17 protein-coding genes are annotated in these 22,244 nt (G+C 71.2%); 11 read left to right on the forward strand and 6 right to left on the reverse strand.

All coding sequences use genetic code 11. The features are described 5' to 3' along the window. The first annotated feature begins 19 nt into the window (after positions 1–19). Positions 20–628 carry a TetR/AcrR family transcriptional regulator gene (locus ASD90_RS11180; RefSeq protein ID WP_056755933.1) on the forward strand — a complete coding sequence of 203 codons (609 nt, stop codon included), beginning with the start codon at positions 20–22 and terminating at the stop codon, positions 626–628. Between the two features lie 35 nt (positions 629–663). Here the strand turns inward: ASD90_RS11180 and ASD90_RS11185 are convergent, their stop codons facing one another. After that, positions 664–1,026, reverse strand: coding sequence for an AsnC family transcriptional regulator (locus ASD90_RS11185; RefSeq protein WP_200958603.1), 363 nt, complete (start codon positions 1,024–1,026; stop codon positions 664–666). Between the two features lie 326 nt (positions 1,027–1,352). Here ASD90_RS11185 and ASD90_RS11190 point away from each other — a divergent pair, with 326 nt between their 5' ends. Further along, entirely contained in the window at positions 1,353–6,032 is a 4,680-nt protein-coding gene (locus ASD90_RS11190) for a multicopper oxidase domain-containing protein (RefSeq protein ID WP_235506562.1), read from the forward strand. A gap of 88 nt (positions 6,033–6,120) precedes the next feature. On the opposite strand, the gene ASD90_RS11195 is transcribed toward ASD90_RS11190, so the two are convergent. Continuing rightward, positions 6,121–6,483: a TraR/DksA C4-type zinc finger protein gene (locus tag ASD90_RS11195; RefSeq protein WP_056755936.1), complete on the reverse strand. Its 363-nt coding sequence runs from the start codon at positions 6,481–6,483 to the stop codon at positions 6,121–6,123. Between the two features lie 289 nt (positions 6,484–6,772). Here ASD90_RS11195 and ASD90_RS11200 point away from each other — a divergent pair, with 289 nt between their 5' ends. The 7 genes from ASD90_RS11200 to ASD90_RS11230 all read left to right on the forward strand — a co-directional run bounded on the left by ASD90_RS11200 (position 6,773) and on the right by ASD90_RS11230 (position 14,694). Then, positions 6,773–7,405 carry a hypothetical protein gene (locus tag ASD90_RS11200; RefSeq protein ID WP_056755939.1) on the forward strand — a complete coding sequence of 211 codons (633 nt, stop codon included), beginning with the start codon at positions 6,773–6,775 and terminating at the stop codon, positions 7,403–7,405. A 62-nt stretch (positions 7,406–7,467) separates the two neighbouring features. Beyond that, positions 7,468–8,931, forward strand: a complete 1,464-nt coding sequence (locus ASD90_RS11205; protein WP_056755942.1) for a hypothetical protein — start codon at positions 7,468–7,470, stop codon at positions 8,929–8,931. Between the two features lie 93 nt (positions 8,932–9,024). Next, the gene (locus ASD90_RS11210; RefSeq protein ID WP_235506564.1) at positions 9,025–10,281 is read left to right on the forward strand and encodes an Nramp family divalent metal transporter; all 1,257 of its coding nucleotides are present in this window, start codon (positions 9,025–9,027) and stop codon (positions 10,279–10,281) included. 154 nt (positions 10,282–10,435) lie between these two features. Next, entirely contained in the window at positions 10,436–11,584 is a 1,149-nt protein-coding gene (locus ASD90_RS11215; protein ID WP_056756438.1) for an acyl-CoA dehydrogenase family protein, read from the forward strand. After that, on the forward strand, positions 11,584–12,666 hold the full coding sequence (locus ASD90_RS11220; protein WP_056755946.1) for an acyl-CoA dehydrogenase family protein: 1,083 nt from the start codon (positions 11,584–11,586) through the stop codon (positions 12,664–12,666). Before ASD90_RS11215 ends, ASD90_RS11220 begins: the two co-directional genes overlap by 1 nt. After that, positions 12,663–13,400, forward strand: a complete 738-nt coding sequence (locus ASD90_RS11225) for an enoyl-CoA hydratase-related protein (protein WP_056755948.1) — start codon at positions 12,663–12,665, stop codon at positions 13,398–13,400. Before ASD90_RS11220 ends, ASD90_RS11225 begins: the two co-directional genes overlap by 4 nt. A gap of 94 nt (positions 13,401–13,494) precedes the next feature. Beyond that, positions 13,495–14,694 (forward strand): MFS transporter, encoded by a 1,200-nt coding sequence (locus ASD90_RS11230; protein ID WP_056755951.1) that lies wholly within the window; start codon positions 13,495–13,497, stop codon positions 14,692–14,694. Between the two features lie 193 nt (positions 14,695–14,887). Here ASD90_RS11230 and ASD90_RS11235 read toward each other — a convergent pair whose 3' ends face one another. Beyond that, positions 14,888–16,630 carry an MDR family MFS transporter gene (locus ASD90_RS11235; RefSeq protein ID WP_056755953.1) on the reverse strand — a complete coding sequence of 581 codons (1,743 nt, stop codon included), beginning with the start codon at positions 16,628–16,630 and terminating at the stop codon, positions 14,888–14,890. Between the two features lies 1 nt (position 16,631). Next, complete coding sequence (locus tag ASD90_RS11240) at positions 16,632–17,144, reverse strand: MarR family winged helix-turn-helix transcriptional regulator (RefSeq protein ID WP_056755957.1); 513 nt, start codon at positions 17,142–17,144, stop codon at positions 16,632–16,634. 233 nt (positions 17,145–17,377) lie between these two features. Between ASD90_RS11240 and ASD90_RS11245 the strand changes: the two genes are divergently transcribed. Further along, a complete protein-coding gene (locus ASD90_RS11245; RefSeq protein ID WP_056755960.1) occupies positions 17,378–18,127 on the forward strand; it encodes a GAF and ANTAR domain-containing protein in 750 nt (249 codons plus the stop codon). Between the two features lie 132 nt (positions 18,128–18,259). Here ASD90_RS11245 and ASD90_RS11250 read toward each other — a convergent pair whose 3' ends face one another. Then, entirely contained in the window at positions 18,260–19,048 is a 789-nt protein-coding gene (locus tag ASD90_RS11250) for a sigma-70 family RNA polymerase sigma factor (protein ID WP_056755966.1), read from the reverse strand. A gap of 143 nt (positions 19,049–19,191) precedes the next feature. After that, the gene (locus ASD90_RS11255; RefSeq protein ID WP_235506565.1) at positions 19,192–20,055 is read right to left on the reverse strand and encodes a maleylpyruvate isomerase family mycothiol-dependent enzyme; all 864 of its coding nucleotides are present in this window, start codon (positions 20,053–20,055) and stop codon (positions 19,192–19,194) included. Between the two features lie 26 nt (positions 20,056–20,081). Here ASD90_RS11255 and ASD90_RS11260 point away from each other — a divergent pair, with 26 nt between their 5' ends. Further along, positions 20,082–22,190: a cytochrome c oxidase assembly protein gene (locus ASD90_RS11260; RefSeq protein ID WP_056755971.1), complete on the forward strand. Its 2,109-nt coding sequence runs from the start codon at positions 20,082–20,084 to the stop codon at positions 22,188–22,190. The last annotated feature ends 54 nt before the right edge of the window (positions 22,191–22,244 follow it).

The raw sequence follows: 22,244 nt of genomic DNA on the forward strand, positions 1-22,244 counted from the left end.
AACGTGACACCATGAGGGAATGAGCACGGACCTGCTGAACGACGAGTCGTGCGGCCTGCGCGAGCGCAAGAAGCGCGAGACCCGCCGCGCGCTCAACCTCGCCGCCCTGGACCTCGTCGAGGAGAGGGGCTTCGCCGCCGTCACCACCGAGGAGATCGCGGCCCGTGCCGGCGTCAGCGCCCGCACCTTCTTCAACTACTTCCCCTCGAAGGAGGCCGCCGTCATCGGCACGACGGCCGAGGAGCTCGAGGCGTATGCCGCCGCGCTGGAGGAGGACGTCGAGGGCGAGTCGCCGCTCGAGTCCCTGCGCCGGATCCTCGCCGGCATGCTCGCGCCGGCGTCGATCGACCGCGAGCTGCGGGCCCGCCGTCGCCGCATCCTGCTCGGCGAGCCGTCGCTCGCACCGGCCCTCGTGGGCAACAACATCCGCATCGAGAACGCCCTGACGGGTGCCCTCGAGCGGCGCCTCGGCGTCGAGCCGGGCGCCTCCCTCGAGGCGCGCCTCACCGTGGCCGTGGCCATCGCCGCCGTGCGGGCCTGCATCGAGCACCAGCAGAACGGCGGCTCCGGCCGTCTCGAGCGCAACATCGACCAGGCCTTCGACCGGATTGCCGCCGGCCTGCGCTGAGCGGCCTCAGCGCTGAGTTGCCGCCGGCGCAGGCGTCACTGGACGTCGCGCCCGGCCTCGCGCACGGCCTCGCGCACGGGGGCGAGGTGCGGGGAGTCGTCAGTCATCCGCAGCCGCGGACGGCGCCGGGAGAGGTCGATGAAGTCGCCGACGCGCAGCCCGGCCTCCAGGGGGTGGCGGAAGCGCACCTCACGGCGCACCACGTAACGGTTGCGCCGGCCCTCGCGGTGCCGAGTGATGACGCGTGCGCCCTCGAGGTCGGACACGATCTGTTGGACGGCCCGCTCGGTGATCCCGACGCTCGACGCGACCTCCTTGAGCAGCATGTCGGGGTCGTCCGCAAGGCAGACCAGGACATGTCCGTGGTTCGAGAGGAAGGTCCATCCGTTCCTGCTCATACTTCGACGGTAGAACCGGTTCGGGCACGCGGCGCGAAAAGGCGAAGAGTGCTTCGTCACACCTGTTCGTCGAATGCGGATTTCGTCCGCTTCTGGGCCCTGTGGAGAGTCCCGGTTCGTCAATTCTGCGCATGAATGCACTGGAATGAGAACAGGCGAAGTCCACTTCCGGAATCCGTTGTGGCGCAAAAGATTTCGCACTTTCAATGCTCGGGAAGCGCCCATTGTCGTCCCCGATCCTGTCTAGCCTTTGTGAATTCGCAGATCATGCGATGTTTCACAGGCAGGTGGGGAAGAAGATGCCAAGCAGTAGTCCGAGAAGATGGTTGTCGGCGATCATTGCCAGTGCCGCGACGGTGCTGGCGTTGGGCATGCAGGCGGGGGTGGTGCCGGCCACGGTCGCGGCGGCGTCGCCACCGACGGGCTCCACGGACGCCTCGAAGGTGCCCCACTACTTCGGGCCGTGGCCGAACTGGGCCAACAGCCCGCTGACGCTGCCGACCGCGACGGTGAGCATCACCGACGGCGGCACCGGCACGGGCGCAGTCGCCGTCGCGCAGGTGAACCCCGACGGGACGATCGGAGCGATCACCCTGACGTCGCCCGGTCATGACTACTCGGCACCGACCGTCACCATCAACGCCCCGACCAGCTCGGGTGGGACGCAGGCGACGGCCACGGCGGCTGTCAAGACGAGCGGCGCGGTCGTGTCGGCATCCGTCACCGCTGCCGGAGGCGGCTACTCGGGCTTCGCCGCCTCCGTGACGGGAGACGGAACCGGCGCGACGGTCACGCCCTCAGGTGGCGTCGACGCCGTGGCAGTGACGGACGGCGGGACGGGATACACCATGCCCACCGTCCTCTTCGACCTCCCGGACGACCCGAGCGGCGCGCGGGCGACCGGTCACGTCGAGCAGGCGGACCTCGTCGGCGGCGTGGTCCAGAAGGTCATCGTTGACGACCCGGGCTCCGGTTACTCGGCCGCGCCGGGTCTCAAGATCCTCGACGGGACGCTCTCCGACCCGATAAGCGGGTCGACCCCCGCCACCGCGACCGCGACGCTCAAGCTCGTCGCGCTCGCCGTGGACGTCCCGGGCTCCGGCTACACCGCGGCGACGGTGAGTGTGACGGACCCGACCGGAACCGGCACGGGCGCCACCGGAACCCTGACGACCGACGTCGGTTCGCTCGAGTCGATCACCCTCACGGACGGCGGCAGCGGCTACCTGACCGCCGGGATCAAGAAGTTCCAGGATGTCCTGCCGGTCGCGTGCAACCCGGGCACCACCGGCGCCGGATGCCCCGCCGCCCCCCAGGCGCTGGGCGTGGACGCGGCCATGGGTCCCGCCGACAAGTTCATCCCGCTCGCTGTCCCGGAGGCAAAGACATACAACGGCAAGGTCGCCGACGAGTACGTCATCGGCCTCGTGCAGTACCGGACGAAGTTCTCCTCGGACCTTCCCGCCACCCTCGTGCGCGGTTACGTCCAGCTGTCGACCACCGCGGTGCCCGGCCAGAAGGTGGCCCTCTTCAACGAGCTGCAGAACGGTGACAAGCAGGAGATCTCCGGCTACACCGGCGTCACCGCTCCGCAGTGGCTGGGCCCGATCATCGCGGCGACGAAGGACCGCCCCGTGCGCATCGTCTTCCGCGACCTGCTGCCCACCGGCGCCGACGGCGACCTCTTCCTGCCCACCGACAGCTCGATGATGGGCTCCGGCATGGGCCCGATGGACATGGCCGCTCCCACCGACGACGCCACCGTGACCGACCAGGTCCGCAACCCCGAGTGCACCCAGGAGCCCAAGGCTTCAGCGTGCTTCAAGGACAACCGCGCCACCCTGCACCTCCACGGCGGCACGACACCGTGGATCAGCGACGGGACGCCCCACCAGTGGATCACCCCCGCCGGTGAGGACAAGTCGTGGCCGCAGGGCGTCAGCGTGCAGAACGTGCCCGACATGCTCGACAACCCGGCGGACCCCGCGTCCGTGACCTGCAAGGCGACGGACGACGGGTGCTCGACGTTCTACTACACCAACCAGCCGAGCGCGCGGATGATGTTCTACCACGACCACTCGTGGGGGATCACCCGGCTGAACGTGTATGCCGGTGAGGCTGCCGGCTACACCATCACCGACAACACGGAGAAGGCCCTGGTCAACGCCGGGCTCATCCCCACGGCCGCCGACACCCTCCCGCTCATCGTCCAGGACCGGACCTTCGTGCCCGGGGACGAGCAGCTCAAGGACTCGGTCGACGCCAACGGCAAGATCACGGCATACGGCCAGGACCCGACCTGGGACGCCACACGGTGGGGCACCAAGGGCAGCTTCTGGTATCACCACGTGTACATGCCCGCCCAGAACCCGGGTGACGCCGGTGGCATGAGCAGCTACGGACGCTGGATGTACGGCCCGTGGTTCTGGCCACCAGCCACCGGCACGACGTACGGGCCGATCGCGAACCCGTACTACGACCCGTCCTGCAACCTCGACGACCCGTCGACGTGGACGTACCAGACGGACCCGTTCTGCGAGCCGGAGCAGATCCCCGGGACGCCCAACGTCTCGGCCGGGATGGAGCAGTTCAACGACACCCCGATCGTCAACGGTGTCGCCTACCCGACCGTGACCCTGCAGCCGAAGACCTATCGGATGCGGATGCTCAACGCCGCGAACGACCGGTTCTTCAACTTCCAGTGGTACACGGCCGACCCGGACCCGGCCAACGGCAACGGGCAGAGCGAGGTCAAGCTCAAGGCCGCGGAACTCGCTGCGGCGCAGACTGACCCGGTCGTGTCGCCGACACCTGAAGGTGCGAACAACGACGCGTACGGCCCCGACTGGGTGCAGATCGCGAGCGAGGGTGGCTTCCTGCCCGCGCCGGCGGTCATCGACGGCCAGCAGCCGACGACCTGGATCACCGACCCGACGCGCTTCGACGTCGGCAACGTCGACAAGCACTCGCTGCTGCTCGCTCCGGCGGAGCGCGCCGACGTCGTCGTCGACTTCTCGAAGTTCGCGGGCAAGACCCTGATCCTCTACAACGACGCGCCCGCGGCCTTCCCGGCCCGTGTCCCGTCGTACGACTACTACACGGGCGGCCCGGACCTCAGTCCCGTAGGAGCACCGACCGTCCTGCCCGGCTACGGGCCCAACACCCGCACCGTCATGCAGGTGAAGATCGCGGCGGCGACCCCGGCGACGGCCTTCAACGTCACGGCGCTCGCCAACGCCTTCAAGCACCAGGCGAACGGCTCCGGCGTCTTTGAGTCGGGCCAGCACCCCGTCATCGTCGGGCAGGCGGGCTACAACTCGGCCTACGGCACGAGCTTCGCCGCCAGCAGCAACTGCAACGTCAAGACGGGCAACGTCCAGAAGTGCGACGGCCTCGTGCGCGTCAACGACACGGGCACGTTCGGCTTCAACACCCTCGCTGCGCCCGCCACGAAGATGACGATGGGACTCGAACCCAAGGCGATCCACGACGAGATGAACTCGTCGACGTTCGACGAGTACGGACGCATGCAGGCGAATCTCGGCGTCGAGGCGCAGCCGCCGACACCGGGTGCGCAGAACGTGACGCTGTACCCGTACACCAACCCCGCGACCGAGCTCATCGATGGCACCAACCTGCCGCCGGCGGACGTCAAGGTCACCCCGATCACCGACGCCAAGGACGGGACACAGATCTGGAGGTTCACCCACAACGGCGTGGACACGCACCCGATCCACTTCCACCTCTACGACGTCCAGGTGCTCAACCGGGTCACGTGGGACAACATCATCATCCCGCCGGACGCGAACGAGCTCGGCTGGAAGGACACCGTCCGGATGAGCCCGCTCGAGGACACCATCGTCGCCCTGCGGCCGGTGGTCCCACAGGTGCCCTTCGAGGTGCCGAACGCGGTCCGGCCGCTCAACCCGATGATGCCGCTCGGCTCGACCGCGTCCTTCAACAACGTCGACCCGCAGGGCAACCCGACCGGTGCCATCGTCAACTCGCTCGTCAACTTCGGGTGGGAGTACGTCATCCACTGCCACATCCTCAGTCACGAGGAGATGGACATGATGCGGCCCGAGTCGCTCGCCCTGCCTCCGAGGAAGGTGACGTGGCCGTCAACCGGCGCGGCAGTGGTCACGGGCAGCGGCAACAACCGTCACGTCACCCTGACCTGGAACGACAACTCGATCAACGAGACCTCGTTCCTCGTGCAGCGGACCTCTGACGGGACGACGTGGTCCGACGTGGGGACGGTCGCAGCCCCGCTGGACCAGGCCAACGTGCACCAGACGCGCGCCCTGACGGACTCGACATCGAGCCCGACAGCGGCCTACCTCTACCGCATCGTCGCGCTCAACACCGTCGGCTACGGTGCCGAGTTCCCGAGCCTCTCGGCGAAGTCGACGTCGGCCACTCTGGGGGTCAATGCGCCCGCGGCGCCGACGAACCTGACCGCCAATCTGCAGTCCGGTCCGAGGGTCAGTCTCAGCTGGCGTGACAACGCGACGAACGAGTCCGGCTTCGTGGTCGAGAGGGCGATGAACGGAGGGGCGTTCGCCCAGATCGCAACTCCGCCCGCTCGGGCCAACACGGGCACCGTCACGATGGTCGACAACTCGGTGTCGCTCGGCAACACGTACGACTACCGGGTGAAGGCCGTCAACGTGGCCGGGACGTCGGCGCAGTCCAACACGGTGGCGGTTCCCGTGCTCGCCCCCGGGCAACCGGTGATCGCGGCGGGCACGGCGGTGCGCTCCGGATCCAACGAGCGCGTCACCCTGACGTGGGGCGACGTCCTCAACGAGACGAGCTACGTCGTCCAGTGGAGCACGTCGAGCACCTTCGCGACGGTCTCCGGCCAGTCCGCGGCCCTGCCCGGCAACGCCACCACGTACACGACGGGCAACATCGCCCGGCAGGCCTGGTTCTTCAGGGTCCGCGCCGTGAACGTCGTGGCGACGACGGACTCGGCACCGTTCGCGGTGGCACCGGCGCCGTGACACGGCTCTAGGAGATCACGCACGCACCCAGTGAGGGCCCGCGGCCGCGGGCCCTCACTGCTGTGCGGGCCCGCTGCGGACGTGTGGGTCAGCTCACGGCGACCGTGCCGGCGTGGGTGATGCACGTGCGAGCCGTGGGCCGCGCGCTCAGCCGCTCGTCGGGGATGGCCACTCCGCACACCTCGCACTGGCCGTAGCCGCCATCGGTGATGCGTTGCAGCGCGTCGTCGATCTCGGTGAGGTGTCGCTCCGCCTGCTCGATGAGGGCCCCGATCTGGGTGCGCTCGTAGGCGATCGTCGAGCCCTCGGGGTCGTGCTCGTCGTCGGCGATGTTGGCCTTCGACGCCTCGACGACGTCGGCGAACTCCCGGCGCAGCCCGGTGATGCGCTCGACCTCGTTGGCCCGGTCCACCATCAGCTCTGCCGCGCGGGCAGTCGTCTTCGTGCTCATGTCCCCATGCTCCTCCTCTTCGGTCGGACCGGCCGGACCGAGTGGTGCACCACACCCGGTCGGGACCGACGGCGCGCTCGGCCCGTTCACTCGGCCCACCCGCGCGACGCCGTCCGTTGTCCCGATGTCGCGTGGTGGCGACGCGTCCCGCGCCTGACGAGGGTGAGCCGCCCGGTCGCCCCCGCGTCCGCTTCTCTGTGGATGTGGGTCGACCCGGTATCAGGCCCGCGTCGGGGCCATCAGACACATGAGTGGGCGCCTGCACGGCGCCCGGGAGGGGGAGTCCGCCATGGGTCGCACGCGAGCACACGGCGCGGCATCCGGTCTCGTCTGGACCATCGGCCTCGCGGCGCTGACGTGGGGAGGCCTCGGGCTCACGGGAGTCCACGGGACCGCTCTCAGCGGCACCGAGCGGGCGGCCGTGGCTGCCGCTGTCGACACGACGCCGCCGCGCGGGCTCCGTCTCGAGGGCGGCCCGAACGCCGACGGGTGGTATGCCGCACCGGCTCGCTACCGCTGGACCGCGCAGGATCCCGACAGCGGGATCGACTGGTGCCAGGGCGGATCCGTCGATCCCGTCGACTCGGCCGTGCCCCTGACCGTCTTCGGGACGTGCGTCAACGGGATGGGCCTCTCGGCGTCCTACCTCGGCTTCTCCTACCGCTACGACGGCACTCCGCCGACCCTCGATCCGGTCGCCACCCCAGCGGTCGTGGCGCGTCACGGGGTCGTCGTCGCCGTGCCACACGCGACCGACGCGCTCTCGGGCGTCGCCCGCCAGGGCTGCAACGGCGGCCGCGCGCCGAACACCCGCCGGCTCGGGCCGCACACGGTCACGTGCTTCGTGCGGGACCGCGCCGGCAACCTGGCCACGGCCAGCGTGTCCTACCTCGTCGTCGACCGGCGGCTCCGCCAGAGCTGAGGGAGAGCTGAGCGAGAGCTGAGCGACGGCGGGCGGCACCGGACACCCGGCAGGATGGACCCATGAGCGACCCCAGCGGAGTGGTCTTCCCACTCGACCCGACGTCCGGACGCCGCAGCACGACCGCCACCGGGCGGGCCGTGGTCGCCGACGCCCTGCGGGAGGTCGATCCCGTCGGCGCGGCCTCCGCCGAGCGCGAGACCAACTGGCGGCAGGGCTACCTCCCGCACTTCCGGCGCCTCGTCGAGGCGGGGATCGCGGTCCCGGGCGCCGCGCAGACCATCGCCACGAGCGGGCTCGGCTCGCTGCACGCGCGGATGCGCTGGGCGACGCCGGACGGTGACCGACTCCTCGAGGACGCCGTCACGCCCGAGGCGAACACGACCCCCTTGGGCTCCGAGACCGTCCGGGGCGAGGGCGCGCCCGACCGCACCCTCTCGGTGCCGTATGCCGGTGAGCGCCTCTCGGGGGACGCGCTGCGCCGCCGTCTCGACCTCTGGGTCGACGCGGGGACCATCGAGCCGACGTGCGCCGAGGCGGTCGGCCTCGTCATCGACCACCCGGACTGGCTCGACCTCTCCGACCGCACGGTCGTCGTGCTCGGCGCGGCCGCCGAGATGGGTCCGCTGCGTTCGCTGCTCCGCTGGGGCGCCGACGTCGCGGCGGTCGACCTCCCGCGAAAGGACTTGTGGGACAAGCTGATCGGTGACACGCGGCGGCTGGCGGGCTCGATCACGCTGCCGGTGCGTCCCGGTGACGAGCCGCTTGCCGCCCGGGCCGGTGGTGACCTCGTCCACGACCTCGCCGCCGTCACCCAGTGGGTCTCGGCCCTGGACGGCCCGCTGGCGATCGGCAACTACGTCTACGCCGACGGTGAGACCAACGTCCGGGTCTCGATGGCGGTCGACGCCCTGACCCGCCATGTCGTCGACGCGAAGGGACGCGACGACGTCGCGCTCGCCTTCCTCGCCACGCCGACCGACGTCTTCGCCGTGCCGGGCGCCGCCGTCGAGCGCTCCGTCGACAGCTACGCCCACCGGCGGACGTCCAAGGTGCTGCGGGTGCCCCTGCGCACGGTGAGCGGCGGCCGGCTGCTCCGCCGCAACTACGTGCCCGGCCAGGACCCCGGCATCAACGACAGCGTCGTGCTCCAGCAGGGACCCAACTACCTGCTCGCCAAGCGTCTCCAGCGGTGGCGCGCGACGGCATACCGCGCCGACGGCGGCCTCGTGTCGCTCAAGGTCGCGCCGCCCACTCGCACCCGATCGGTCGTCAAGAACCGTGCGCTCGCCGCCGCCTACGCCGGCGCGCACCGCTTCGGCATCGAGGTCTTCGAGCCCGGCACGGCCAACACGCTCATGGCCGCCCTCCTCGTCCACGACCTGCGCACCGGCTCGCCGGCACAGCCGACGGCGTGGCAGGACGAGGCGTATGCCGCCGCGCACGGCGGACTGTGGACCGCCGCCTACGACCCGCGCAGCGCCCTCGGGATCGCCGCCCTCCTCGGGGTCGCGTCGGCCCGCTGACCACGTGAGGCGGGGTCCGGTCGGGTGAGGCGTTGGTCGCACTCGTGACCGGGGAGTTGGCGCATGTGCCCCGGAGGCTCGATGCTGTGTCCCATGGGTGAGCGAGTGGCGCAGCAGCCACGCGTGGACGACCGGTCGCCGGAGCGCGGGCTCGGCGGCACCCTCGGCGCGCCCCGCACCCTCATCCCGGCGCTGCTGGCCGCGATCGCCTACGTCGACCCCGGCAACTTCGGCGTCAACATCACCTCGGGTGCCGAGCACGGCTACGCCCTCGTGTGGGTCGTCGTCTTCGCTAGCTGCTCGGCCATGGTCATCCAGTACCTCGCCGCCAAGCTCGGCATGGCCTCCGGCAAGAGCCTCGCCGAGCACAGCGCCGAGCGCTTCCCGGGCGTCGGACGCCTGCTGCTCTGGGCCCAGGCCGAGCTCGTCGTCATCATGACCGACCTCGCCGAGGTCGTCGGCGGCGCCATCGCGCTCAAGCTCCTCTTCGGCATGCCGCTCATGGCCGGGGCCGTCTGCGTGGCCCTCTTCAGCCTCGTGGTCCTGGCCCTCAAGGTGCGCGGGCGCAGCCACTTCGACTCCGTCGTGCTCGTGCTGCTCGTCGTCATCATCGGCTCCCTGCTGTGGCAGGTCCTCGTCGCCGACGTCGACCGGGTCGCGCTGCTGCGCTCGATCGTGCCCGGCCCGCTCGACTCGTCGGCGGCCCTGCTCGCCGTCGGCATCGTCGGCGCCACGGTGATGCCGCACGCCCTCCACTTCCACTCGGCCGCGTCGCGCGGACGTGACGACGGCACCGAGGCGAGCCACGTCGAGCGGCTGCGCAGTGGTCGGCGCACCGTGCGCAGCGTCGTCATCGCCATGACGATCGCGGGCGCCGCCAACATCAGCCTCGTCGTGTTCGCCGCGGCGCTCCCGTCCGAGGCGGGCGCGAGCATCGAGACGGCGTATGCCGCCCTGGCGGCCAACACGGGCCAGATCGCCGCGACGATGCTGGCCGTCGCCCTCCTCGCGTCGGGGCTCGCCTCGACCCTCGTCGGCGTGCAGACCGGTGACGTCGTCATGCAGGGCTTCGGTCGGCGACCCATCCCGCCGCTGCTGCGCCGGATGCTCGCCGTGGTGCCCACGCTCGTCATCCTGGGCCTCGGCGTCGAGCCGACCAACGCCCTCGTCTGGAGCCAGGTCGTCCTCTCGTTCGCGCTGCCGGGGACGCTGATCCCCCTCCTGATCTTCACGCGCGACCGCCGGATCATGGGCGTCCTCGTCAACCACCGCCTCACCACGGCGGTCGCCGTGCTCATCACCGCCGTCATCGTCGGCCTCTGCGCGTACCTCGTCGCCTCGAGCCTCTGACCACTGCCCCACCCGTCGAGTGGGGCAGGGTCAGGTGCGCGACGGGGTGTCGCGAGCGGCACCGGACCGGACGGCATACGGCCTCGGGTCGGGCGCACGACCGTGTGGGAGAGTGGCGCTCGAACCGCTGCGACGTCGCGTGAGGAAGGTGAGCATGTCGGCCCGTCTCGTCCCTCCGGGTGCCCGCGAGCTGCCCGCGCTGACCGAGCTCCGTCTCGAGGTGCGCGCCTTCCTCGCCGAGCAGGTCGCCGCCGGCGCGTTCGTGCCGCACGTCGACACGTGGCTGACCCGCTGGGACCGTGACTTCACCCGCGAGCTCGGTCGGCGCGGCTGGCTCGGCATGGTCATCCCGACGGAGTACGGCGGCCAGGGGCGCACGTATCTCGAGCGGTTCGTCGTCACGGAGGAGCTGCTCGTCGTCGGTGCACCGGTCGCGGCGCACTGGATCGCCGAGCGCCAGATCGGCCCGTCGCTGCTGCGCTACGGCACCGAGGAGCAGAAGGAGGCGTTCCTGCCCGGGATCAGCCGGGGCGAGGTGGTCTTCGGCATCGGCATGAGCGAGCCCGACTCGGGGTCCGACCTCGCCAGCGTCCGCACCCGCGCCGAGCGGGTCGACGGCGGCTGGCGCCTCACCGGCACCAAGGTGTGGACCTCGGGCGCCCACGAGGCCGACGCGTTCTTCGCGCTCGCCCGGTCGGCGCCGATCGACCCGGCCCACCGGCACGACGGGCTGAGCCAGTTCATCGTCGACCTCCGCGCGCCGGGTGTCACGATCCGCCCGATCATCTCGATGGGCGGCGACCACCACTTCAACGAGGTCCACCTCGACGGCGTCCTCATCCCCGACGACCGCGTGCTCGGCGAGATCGGCGACGGCTGGTCGCAGGTGACCTCCGAGCTCGCCCACGAGCGCAGCGGCCCCGAGCGCGTGCTCTCGACCTTCCAGCTCCTCGCTGCCGCCGCCCAGGCCATGGACGACGGACGCCTTCCCACGGACCCCGGGCTCGGACGCCACGTCGCACGTCTCGCGGCCCTGCACCACATGTCGTTCGCCGTGTCGACCGCGCTCGAGAACCACGAGGACGCCGACACCGCCGCCGCCGTCGTCAAGGTGCTCGGCACGACGGGCGAGGGCGACATCGCCGACTACGTCGACACCCTGACCGCGACCGGCTGGGCCCTCGACGAGGAGCTCGACACGCTCCTGCACGCGGCGATCCTCCAGCGGCCGGGCTTCACGCTCCGCGGCGGCACCAACGAGATCCTCCGCGGCGTCATCGCCCGCGGGCTGGGGATGCGCTGATGGCCACCGACCCGCGCGAGCTCGCCGCGCCGACCACCCCCGACCCCGACCTCGTCGCCGTCCTCACCGAGCTCTTCGCCGACTACCGCGCCACGCGCGCCACGCCCACTGCCGTCGTCGACCTCGACCGCGGCCTGTGGCGGCGGCTCGAGGGCCTCGGCCTGACCCGCCTCACGGGCAGCGAGTCCGCCGGAGGCAGCGGCGGCGGCTGGGTCGATGCCGCAGCCCTGCTCGGTCTCGCCGCCGCGGCGGCCGCGCCCGTGCCGCTCGCCGAGCACGACGTGCTCGGCGGCTGGCTCCTCGAGGCGGCCGGCCTTCCCAACGACGGCGGACTGCGGACCGTATGCCGTCCCGACCCGTCCGGGGTCGCCCTCAACGTCACGTGGGCGCGCGACGCGAGCAGCATCGTGGCGCTCTGGGAGGACCGCGACGAGTGGCGGGTCGCGGATGTGGCGATCGACCGGGTCGGCATCGAGGAGCGTCGCAACCTGGCCGGGGAGCCCTGTGACACGGTCGAGTTCGACCTCGACGACCTCGAGGGTGGCACCGTCGTCGCGCACGCGATCGGCGAGCAGTTCCACCTGCGAGGCGCCCTGGCGCGCTCGGCCCAGGTCGTCGGCGCCATGGAACGCGTCGTCGAGGTGGTCCTCGAGCACGTCCGCGCCCGCGAGCAGTTCGGCCGACCGATCGGGCGCTTCCAGGCCGTGCAGCACCTCGTGTCCGACATCGCCTGCGAGACGGCCCTCGCCCGGGCCGCCACCGACGCAGCCGTCGCCCGAGCGGCCGCGTCCGACTGGCGCGACCCCGGGATGCTCTTCGCCGTCGGTGTCGCGAAGTCGTGCGTCGGGCACGCCGCGTCGGTCGTCGTCCGCGGGTCGCACCAGGCGCTCGGGGCGATCGGCACGACCCTCGAGCACGAGCTGCACACCCTGACCCGCCCGATCCTCGCCCGGCGCAGCGAGTACGGCTCGCTCCAGGACTGGGACGAGACCCTCACGGCGCTCGCCTCGTCCGCCGGCCACGACCGCCTCTGGACCCTCATCACGACCGGCCGCGCCACACCCAGGAGGTCCGACGCATGACCGAGATCCGCTACGACGTGACCGACGGTGTCGCGCTCATCACCCTCGACGCCCCCGAGCGGCGCAACGCCCTCTCCGTCGAGATGGCGCGCGAGCTCATCGACGCCGCCCACACGGCCGAGGCCGACGACGAGGTCGGCGCCGTCGTCGTCACCGGCGGCGCCCACTTCTGCGCGGGAGCCGTCCGCAGCGTCCTCGCCGACACCGGCCGCGACCCCGTCGAGGACGAGGCCTACCGCAACCTCGAGACCGTCTATGCCGCGTTCACGACGATCGGCTCCATCGCGGTCCCGACCGTCGCCGCCGTGCGCGGGGCCGCCGTGGGCGCCGGGCTCAACCTGGCACTCGCCACCGACCTGCGCATCGTGTCGCGCACGGCCCGTCTGCTCCCCGGCTTCGCCCAGATCGGCATCCACCCCGGCGGCGGCCACTTCACGCTGATCAACCGGGTCGCCGGGCGCGAGGCGGCCGCGGCCCTCGGGCTCTTCGGTGACGAGGTCGACGGCGACCGCGCGGTCGCGCTGGGTCTCGCGTGGGCGGCATACGACGACGGCGACGTGCAGGAGCGCGCGACGGCGCTCGCCGGCCGCGTCGCGAAGGACCCCGCGCTCGCCCGCCGGATGGTCGCGAGCTTCCGCCGTGAGACGGCCCCCGGGGGCCTTCCCTGGGACGTCGCCGTCGAGCTCGAGCGCTCGCCGCAGATGTGGTCGCTGCGCCGCAAGCACGGGGTGTGAGGCGCGCCTCACCACGAATCGGGCATTTCGGCTCGTCGGGGGCCGTGGTGCAAGGATGGGGAAGTTGGCCGTCCCCCACCGCGAAGGAGCACCTGTGCTGGCGTCCTACCGACCTCTCTTCGAGGTACCGGGGGCACGCGTCTTCATCACCGGCGGGCTGATCGCCCGCACGGCGGGCTCGATGTTCGGCGTGTCGGTCGTGGCCATGGTCGCGGCGCGCACCGGTTCCTATGAGCTCGCCGGCGCCGTCGTGGCGGCCGGCATGGTCTCCTTGGCGCTCTTCGCCCCGTTCATCGGTCGCCTGGTCGACCGCTACGGGCAGCGACGTATCGCGATCCCGTTCTTCCTGTGGTCCGGCTTCTGGGCCGTCATGACGATCCTCACGTCCCTGCGCGGCTGGCCGACGTGGTTGCTCTTCATCACCTTCCCGCTCTGCGGGGCCATCCCCAACCTCGGCACGATGGCTCGGGCGCGCTGGTCGCACATCTTCGCCCACGACGCCCGGCACCTGCACTCGGCCATGTCGTTCGAGCAGGTCATGGAGGAGGTCACCTTCGTCATCGGGCCGGTGCTCGCCATCTGGCTCTCGACGACGCTGTTCCCTGAGGCGGGGTTCGTCTTCGCGACGGCGGCCTACACCGTCGGCGTCCTCGTCTTCATCTCGGCCCGCTCCACCGAGCCTCCGGTCGTGCCGCACCACGAACGCCCCGACGAGCATGCCTACCGAGTGCCCGGTCTCATCCCGCTCGCCTTCATCATGGTGATGACCGGCGCGATCTTCGGCGTCAACGAGGTCGTGACGCTCGCCGTCTCGCAGGAGGCGGGCGCCGCGAGCGCCGCCGGCGCCATCCTCGCGTTGTATGCCGTGGGGTCGGCGTCCGCGGGACTCGTCTTCGGACACGTCTCGCACGGTCGCAACCTCGGCAAGCTGCTCATCGCCGGCACCCTCGGCATGGCGGTCCTCGAGATCCCGGTGCTCTTCGCCGAGAACCTCTGGGCGCTGGCCGGACTCATGCTGGTCGCCGGCATGGCCACGGCGCCGACGCTCATCACCACGATGAACCTCATCGAGCGGATCACGCCGAAGGCGCAGCTCAACGAGGGCATGACCATCGTGCTGACCGGCCTCATCATCGGCATCGCAGCGGGGTCGGCCGTCTCGGGCGCCGTCGTCGACCGGGTCGGCGCGCAGCACGGCTACTGGGTCGCGATCATCGCGGGCGGCTTCGCCTTCGTCATGGCGCTGGGCACCCGCGCGTTCCTCACCCGCCGCGAGCTGCACAACCTCCGCTGAGCCGGCCCCACGGCATACGCCCCCCGCCCAAACCCGTCGGAAGGCCACGTGTGGCCGCCCGCGACACGTCGAAAGGCCACGTGTGGCCGCCTGCCCCACGTCGAAAGGCCACCTCCCGGGGTCGGGAGGTGGCCTTTCGACTGCCATCAGGGGGCCGTTCGTGGCCTCTCGACGGTGAGGGGGTGGGGCTGCGTCAGTGGCCGGCGGGGGCCACGACGACGTCCTCGTCCTTCGGAGCCGCCTGACCGGGCTTGGGGCCCAGGTCGATGTTCGGCAGGAAGAGCGTCGCGATGAACGCGAGGACGAGCACCCCGGCAGCGACGACGAAGACGACCGACATCGCGTCGGAGAAGCCGACGAGGAACGGCTTGGCGAGCGCCGGGTCGAGCTGGTTGATGAACGAGCTGTCCGACAGGGCCGAGCCGCCAACGCCCGCACCCGAGCCGCCGGACTGCTGCGCGGCCTGGAGCTGCTCGATGAACGCCTTGTTGGCGGCGGGGTCGCCCCCGGTCGGGTTGCGCAGAGCCGCCTGGAACTCCGGGGTCGGGGCGATCGCCGCGAACGCCTCGGAGATCTTGGTGCCGGCCTGCGAGAAGAGGATCGACAGGAAGACCGCGGTGCCGAGCGTGCCGCCGATCTGGCGGGTGAAGGTCGCGGACGACGTGGCGACGCCCATGTCGCGGCGGTCGACGGCGTTCTGCACGGCGAGGGTCAGCGGCTGGAAGTTGAAGCCGAGGCCGATGCCGAAGAAGAACATCACGATCATCGTCTTCCAGAGCGGGGTGTCCGCGCCGACGAAGTGGAAGGCGTAGAGCGACAGGACGAGGATCGCCGCACCCATGATCGGGAAGTGGCGGTAGCGCCCGGTCCGGGAGATCAGCTGACCCGAGACGATCGAACCGGCCATGATCCCGAGGGTCATCGGGAGCAGCTGGAGGCCGGCCTGGGTCGGCGACGAGCCCTTGACGATCTGCAGGTAGAGCGGGATCGCTGCGAGACCGCCGAACATGCCCATGCCGATGAAGACCGAGGCGACCGACGACGACGCGACGGTGCGGTTCGTGAAGAGGCGCAGCGGGATGAGCGCCTCCTCACCCATGGACCGCTCGAAGAGGAAGAAGGCGACGAGACCGGCGAGGCCGATGGCGTAGCAGGTGATGGAGGTCGGCGAGCCCCAGCCCCACGCGCGGCCCTGCTCGGCCACGATGAGCAGCGGCACGAGGGCGACCGAGAGGCTCAGGGCACCCCAGTAGTCGATGCGGTGGTCGAGGCGCGTGTGCCTCAGGTGCAGCGTGCGCGTCACGACGATGAGGGCGGCGACGGCGATCGGCACGTTGACGAGGAAGACCCAGCGCCAGCCGGTGACGCCGAGGATCGTCTCCTGGCCGGCGAAGAAGCCGCCGATGACCGGGCCGAGCACGCTCGAGGTGCCGAAGACGGCGAGGAAGTAGCCCTGGTACTTGGCGCGCTCACGCGGCGCCACGATGTCGCCGATGATGGCGAGGGCCAGCGAGAAGAGGCCGCCGGCGCCGATGCCCTGGACGGCACGGAAGGCCGCGAGCGACGGGATCGACCACGACAGCGTGCAGAGCATCGAGCCGATCGTGAAGATGGTGATCGCGAAGATGAAGAGCTTCTTGCGCCCGTAGATGTCGCCGAGCTTGCCGTACAGCGGCGTCGTGATCGTGGCGGTGATGAGGTATGCCGTCGTGACCCACGCCTGGCCGGCGAGGTCGTTGAGGTCGTCGGCGATGACGCGCATGGCGCTCGCGACGATCGTCTGGTCGAGCGCGGCGAGGAACATCCCCATCATGAGGCCGACGAGGATGGTGACGATCTCCTTGTGGGAGAGCACCGGTCGAGCGTCGGGGCCTGCGCCGGCGGGAGCGTCCGCGGTCGCGTCGACGCGCGGCGGTTCGGCGGTGGTGTCGGACATGTCAGTCCTCTTTCTGGGTCTTGGCTCTGGTGGAGTCGAAGGGCATCGGGGGCGGCGCTGCACCCCGGGCCCGGAGGTTGGCATCGAGCGCGTCGCCGAGCTCGCGCAGGCGGTGGACGAACTCCTCGGTGGCGGGACCGTCCCACTCGGACAGCAGGCCCTGGAACCACGTGGCGCGGCTGTCCTGGATGCGACCGAGTGACGAACGGCCGTGCTCGGTCAGGGAGACGACCCACGCCCGCCCGTCGCGGGGGTCCGCGCTCTTCTCGAGCAGTCCCGCCGCGACGAGCGTGCTGACCTGACGGCTGACGGTGGAGACGTCGTTGTGCAGCGCCGTCGCGAGCTCCGAGATGCGCACGGTCCCCTGTCCCGCGACGACGAAGAGCACGGGGTATGCCGTGACGTCCACGCCGTCCTCGAGGCGGGGGGCGGTGTGCTTGGCCGCGACGAGGAGCTTCTGGACGCGCAGGAGCCCGAGGAAGACGTCGTTCGCCTCGTCCTTGCTCACAGCCATCGCGCGCTCCTTGGTCCCCAACTACTTGCTTGCAGCACGCAAGTATTTGTCCGGCGGTCCGTCGTTGTCAACTCAACTGTCCAATGTTTGTCCAGCCCTCGGATCCATCTCGCCACGGACGCGGCTCATGTGGTTGTCTGTGGTCTCGCGCCCCGGGGAGGTGCGAGGATGACTGACGCGCCCAGACCGTCCAGCAGTGTGCGGAGCCGTAGGGCCAGATGTGCAGGAGTGCCATGACGAGCGACGTTCCCGTCGATCCGACGATCAACGACGCCTTCCGACAGATGTCGGCCCTGATCTATGCCGGCGCCGACGCCGGATCGATCCACCAGTCGCTCGTCGACGCCGCTCACCGGCTCGTCGAGGGCTGCGACCGTGCGTCGCTGCTCGTGCGCACGCGTGACCGCTACGTCACGGCTGCCAGCACCGACGACATCGCCCGACGCATCGACCAGATCGAGCTCGAGATCGGCGAGGGCCCCTGCGTCGACGCCATCGTCTCCGAGGCCTACCAGCACGACGCCGACCTCACCGACGCCAAGACCCCTTGGCCGCGCTTCACGGAGCGCATCGTCGCCGAGACCCCCGTGCGTTCGGCCATCGGCTACCGCCTGCTCCTCGAGGGCGACAAGGTCGGCGCCCTCAACCTCTTCTCGGACACCCCCGGCGGCCTGACGTCGAAGTCGGCCGACGTCGGCGCGGTCATCGCCTCGTTCGCCTCGGTGGCGCTCATGGCCATCCGGGCTCGCGAGGAGGCAGCGACCCTCCGTCAGGGCCTCACGAGCAACCGCGAGATCGGCAAGGCGGTCGGCCTGCTCATGGCCGCGCACCACATCAGCGGCCAGGAGGCCTTCGAGCTGCTGCGCAGCACGTCGCAGGAGCTCAACATGAAGCTGGCCCAGGTGGCCTCGCAGGTCATCGAGGGCCAGGAGTCGCAGTTCGGGCACGCCGGTGGCGGGGCGACGGCCGGCTCCCCGGTCTGACCGAAGTCCTCCGCGTCCGTCAGGCCCTCCGGGTCCGCCAGGCCTTCCGGGCCGGCACTCGCGCGTCGGGAACGACGAGTGGCCCCGACGCACCTCACGGGCATCGGGACCACTCAGGCAAGCGGCGGTGGGTCAGGCCGAGGCCACGCCCTCCGCGGACAGCTGGCGACGCAGCTCGTCCAGCGTGCGCCGGAGCAGGCGACTGACCTGCATCGCGCTGAGCCCCATGGACTCGGCGATCTCGGCCTGGGTCATGTCGCCCCCGAACCGGAGCTCGACGAGCCGCTGGTCGCGGGCCGGCAGGCGCTCGAGCGCGGTGCGCACGACGATGCCCTCGTCGAGCGCCGGGTCGGACCCGGAGTCGCCGCGGGCGTCGAGCAGGTCGAGGACGGGTCGACCGCCGTCGGCCGTCGTGGCGTCGAGGGAGGCGGGGCGCAGGTTGGTAGCCGCGACCTGGGCCTCCTTGACGGCCTCGAGGGTGATGTCGAGCTCGTGGGCGAGCTCGCCGGCGTCCGGGTCGTGGCCGAGCCGCTGCTCGAGCCGTGACCGGGTGTCGGTGACGAGCTGACGTCGTTCCTGCAGCTCGCGGGGCGGCCGGACGAGCCACCCGTGGTCACGGAAGTGACGACGGAGCTCCCCGGTGATGGTGGGTGTGGCGTAGGCGCCGAACTCGGTCGGCTTGGACAGGTCGAACCGCTTGACGGCCTTGAGCAGCGCGAGGAACGCGACCTGCTCGAGGTCCTCTCGGTCGAGGCCCTTGCCCGAGTAACGATGGGCGAGAGAACGGGCGAGCGGCATGTGCAGCACGGTCACGGTCTCGAGGGCGGTGGCGCGCTCGGACGCGGAGTCCGACGTGCGCAGGGTATGGATCAGCTCTCTGGTTCGCGCATCCTTGCGCGGACCCGCGGACGGGTCGGTCATTTCAAACTCCGATGGATCGGATCCCCGATGCGGCACTGGCTTGACCGACTCCTAGTGACGCTAGGCCGTTGGCCACATATACACAAGGTGGACTTCGGCCCCTCAGAGGGGCTCCGAGGTGTATACGCGGGCGCGAGCAGCGCTCAGTGGGTGACGACCACGAGAGCCTCGAGAACCTTCCGGGCGATCTCCTCGTCACCGGTGACGGTGTAGTGGATCTCGTCGACGCCGCGACGTCCGGCGGCCCTGCGGGTCAGGGCGTCGGTCGTGAGGTGGATCGACGTGACATCGAGCTGCTCCTCGCCCTCGGGTCGGTCGATGCCGCTGAAAAGCGCTTCCCCGTAAGGCCGCCCGTCGTTCCCGGTGATGATGCGCACCCCGCCACGGGCAACGACGGGACCGCTGACGTCGAGCACGACGGCGTGTCCGGCGCCGATGCCGGCGACCCGGGACGCGATGCGCGGGAGGGCGGCGAGGATGTCGGCGGTGAAGACCGCGGCGCTCGCGGAGTCGAGGTTGCCGGGTCGGTCGAGGGCGGCCCGGAGGTCCTGCTCGTGCACCCAGGCGTCGACGATCCGGCGGTGCAGGTGGTCGCCGAACGTCGTCTCGGGGCCGAAGAAGCCGCCGATCACGGTGTCGATGTCGGCGTCGGACGCGCGCAGGTCGGCCACGCGCTGCGGGTGGAACTCGGCCAGCTCGGCCACGACCTCACGGCCGGAGAGGCTGCGTCGGGCCTCGACGTCGACCTCGACGAAGCGGGCGAAGTCGCTGTGGACATGCGGGTAGTCCGGCACCTCGACCTGGGGGCGTGGCATGCCGGCGAAGGACTTCTCAGCCCCGACGACGTGGGCGATCTGGTCCTTGACGGTCCAGCCGGGGCACTCGGTCTGGAGCTCGAAGTCCTCGTCTCGGCAGGAGTGCCCGAGGTCGATGATCGACTGCACGGAGTGGTCGAACGCGTCGATCAGTCCGTTGCGGTCGTCGGGGGCGGCCGGGTGCATGGGCATGTCATCAGACTACTTACCCTTGAGGCATGCCAACCCTGCAGCGAGACGGTCTCGCCGGTCCGCGGACGGGTCCCCGCGTGTGGGCCGAGCGTGGCTCCGGCGTGTTCAGTGCGCTGGTCCTCGCCGCCGTCGTCGTCGTCGCGCTGCTGGCGAGCGTCGTCGCCGCGCGCTACACCGGTGCGGCCGACCCGCTGCCGGGCGGCCTGTCCGACGCCGGCCCAGTCGTGCGCTGGTCGCTGCCGCTCGTCCGGGTCGTCCACGACGTCGCCGCCTCCCTCGCGATCGGCTCGCTGCTGCTCGCCGCGACGATGATCCCGGGCCGTACGCGTGCCGAGAGCGCCGCGCCCGACGAGCCGCGCCGCGCCGCCGCCTTGCGTGTCGCCACGGCCGCGGCGTTCGTCTGGGCGGTCGCCGGCGCCGTCGGGGTCGTCTTCACGTTCGCCGACGCCGCGGGCATGCCGCTCAGCGACCCGCTCTTCGGCCAGAACCTCACCGGGTCGATCTGGTCGATCGAGCCGCTCCGGGTGGGGCTCATCAGCACGGTCGTGGCGTTCGTCGTCGCGTCCGTCGCCGCCGTGGCGCGCTCCCGCGCGGTGGCGCTGGCGCTCACCGTGCTCTCGGCGTTCGCCCTCCTCGTCCTCGGCCTCGCCGGCCACGCGGGTGGCTCGGCCGACCACGAGACGGCCGTCAACGCGATCGCCGCGCACCTGCTGAGTGCGGCCGTGTGGGTGGGTGGGCTGCTCGCTCTCGTCGTCCTGCGCCGACCCCTCGGTGACGCGCTCGGCGTCGTCGCCCGCCGCTACTCGAGGGTCGCCCTGTGGTGCTTCGTCACCCTCGGTGTCTCCGGCGTCATGTCGGCGACCACCCGGCTCGGGTCGTGGTCCGACCTGGCCACGCCGTACGGCGTCCTCGTCCTCGTCAAGGTGCTCGCCTTCGTGGCCCTCGGCGTCGCCGGTGCGTGGCACCGTCGCATCACGCTCGACCGCATCGACGCGACCGGCGCCACCAGCTCAGGGGCCACCGGCTCCGGCTCGACCGGCGGCCCCCGGGGCCGGCTCTTCGTCCGTCTCGCGGTCGCCGAGTCGCTCGTCATGGCGCTCGCGTTCGGGGTCGCGACCGCGCTCGCGCGCAGCGAGCCCCCCGTCCCCGAGACCGTGGCCGACCCGAGCGCTGCGCTCTCGCTGACCGGCTATCCCGTGCCGCCCGCGCCGACCGCGCTGTCGTGGCTCACCGCCTGGCGGGTCGAGTGGCTCTTCCTCGCCACGGGGCTGCTCGCCATCGGGCTCTACGTCGCCGGTGTCGTCCGTCTCCGCCGCCGGGGGGACGCCTGGCCGGTGCTGCGCACGCTGAGCTGGGTCGTCGGCTGGCTGCTCTTCGTCTATGCCACCAACGGTGTGCTCGGCATCTACGGCCGGGTCGCCTTCTCGTGGCACATGACCCTGCACATGCTCGAGGCGATGGTCGTCCCGATCTTCCTCGTCCTCGGTGCGCCGGTGACCCTGGCGCTGCGCACCGTGCGGCCGCGTCGCGACGGCACGCTCGGCCCCCGCGAGATGCTCCTCGCGCTCGTCCACTCCCGCTTCCTCGCCGTCGTCGGCAACCCCGTCTTCGCGGCCGTGCTCTTCTTCATGAGCCTCGTCGTCTTCTACTGGACGGGCCTGTTCCAGCTGGCCCTGCAGACGCACACGGGGCACCTGCTCATGACCGCCCACTTCGTCCTCACGGGCTACCTCTTCGCGTGGGTGCTCGTCGGGGTCGACCCCGGTCCCAAGCGCTGGAGCCCGGCGCTGCGCCTCGTCGTCCTCTTCGCGACGATCTCGTTCCACGCCTTCTTCGGCGTCGCGATGATCAGCGGCACGACGCTCCTCGGCGGCGACTTCTTCCCGACGGTGGCCATTCCCTGGGTGACCGACGCCCTTGCCGACCAGCGCTACGGCGGCGGCGTCGCGTGGGCCATCGGCGAGCTGCCGAGCCTCGTGCTCGCGCTCACGGTCGCGATGCAGTGGTTCCGCACCGACAGTGCGGAGTCCGTGCGGCAGGACCGCCGGGCCGACCGTGACGGCGATGCCGAGCTGAAGGCGTACAACGAGCGGCTGGCCGCGCTCGCGCGGCGCGACGAGGGCTCCCAGCGCTGACCCGGTGCGTCCGAACCCTGCTACTACGGGCTGTAGTATTTGGGTCGGAGGAGG

This window comes from Terrabacter sp. Root181 (assembly GCF_001428505.1).
GTDB lineage: Bacteria > Actinomycetota > Actinomycetes > Actinomycetales > Dermatophilaceae > Terrabacter.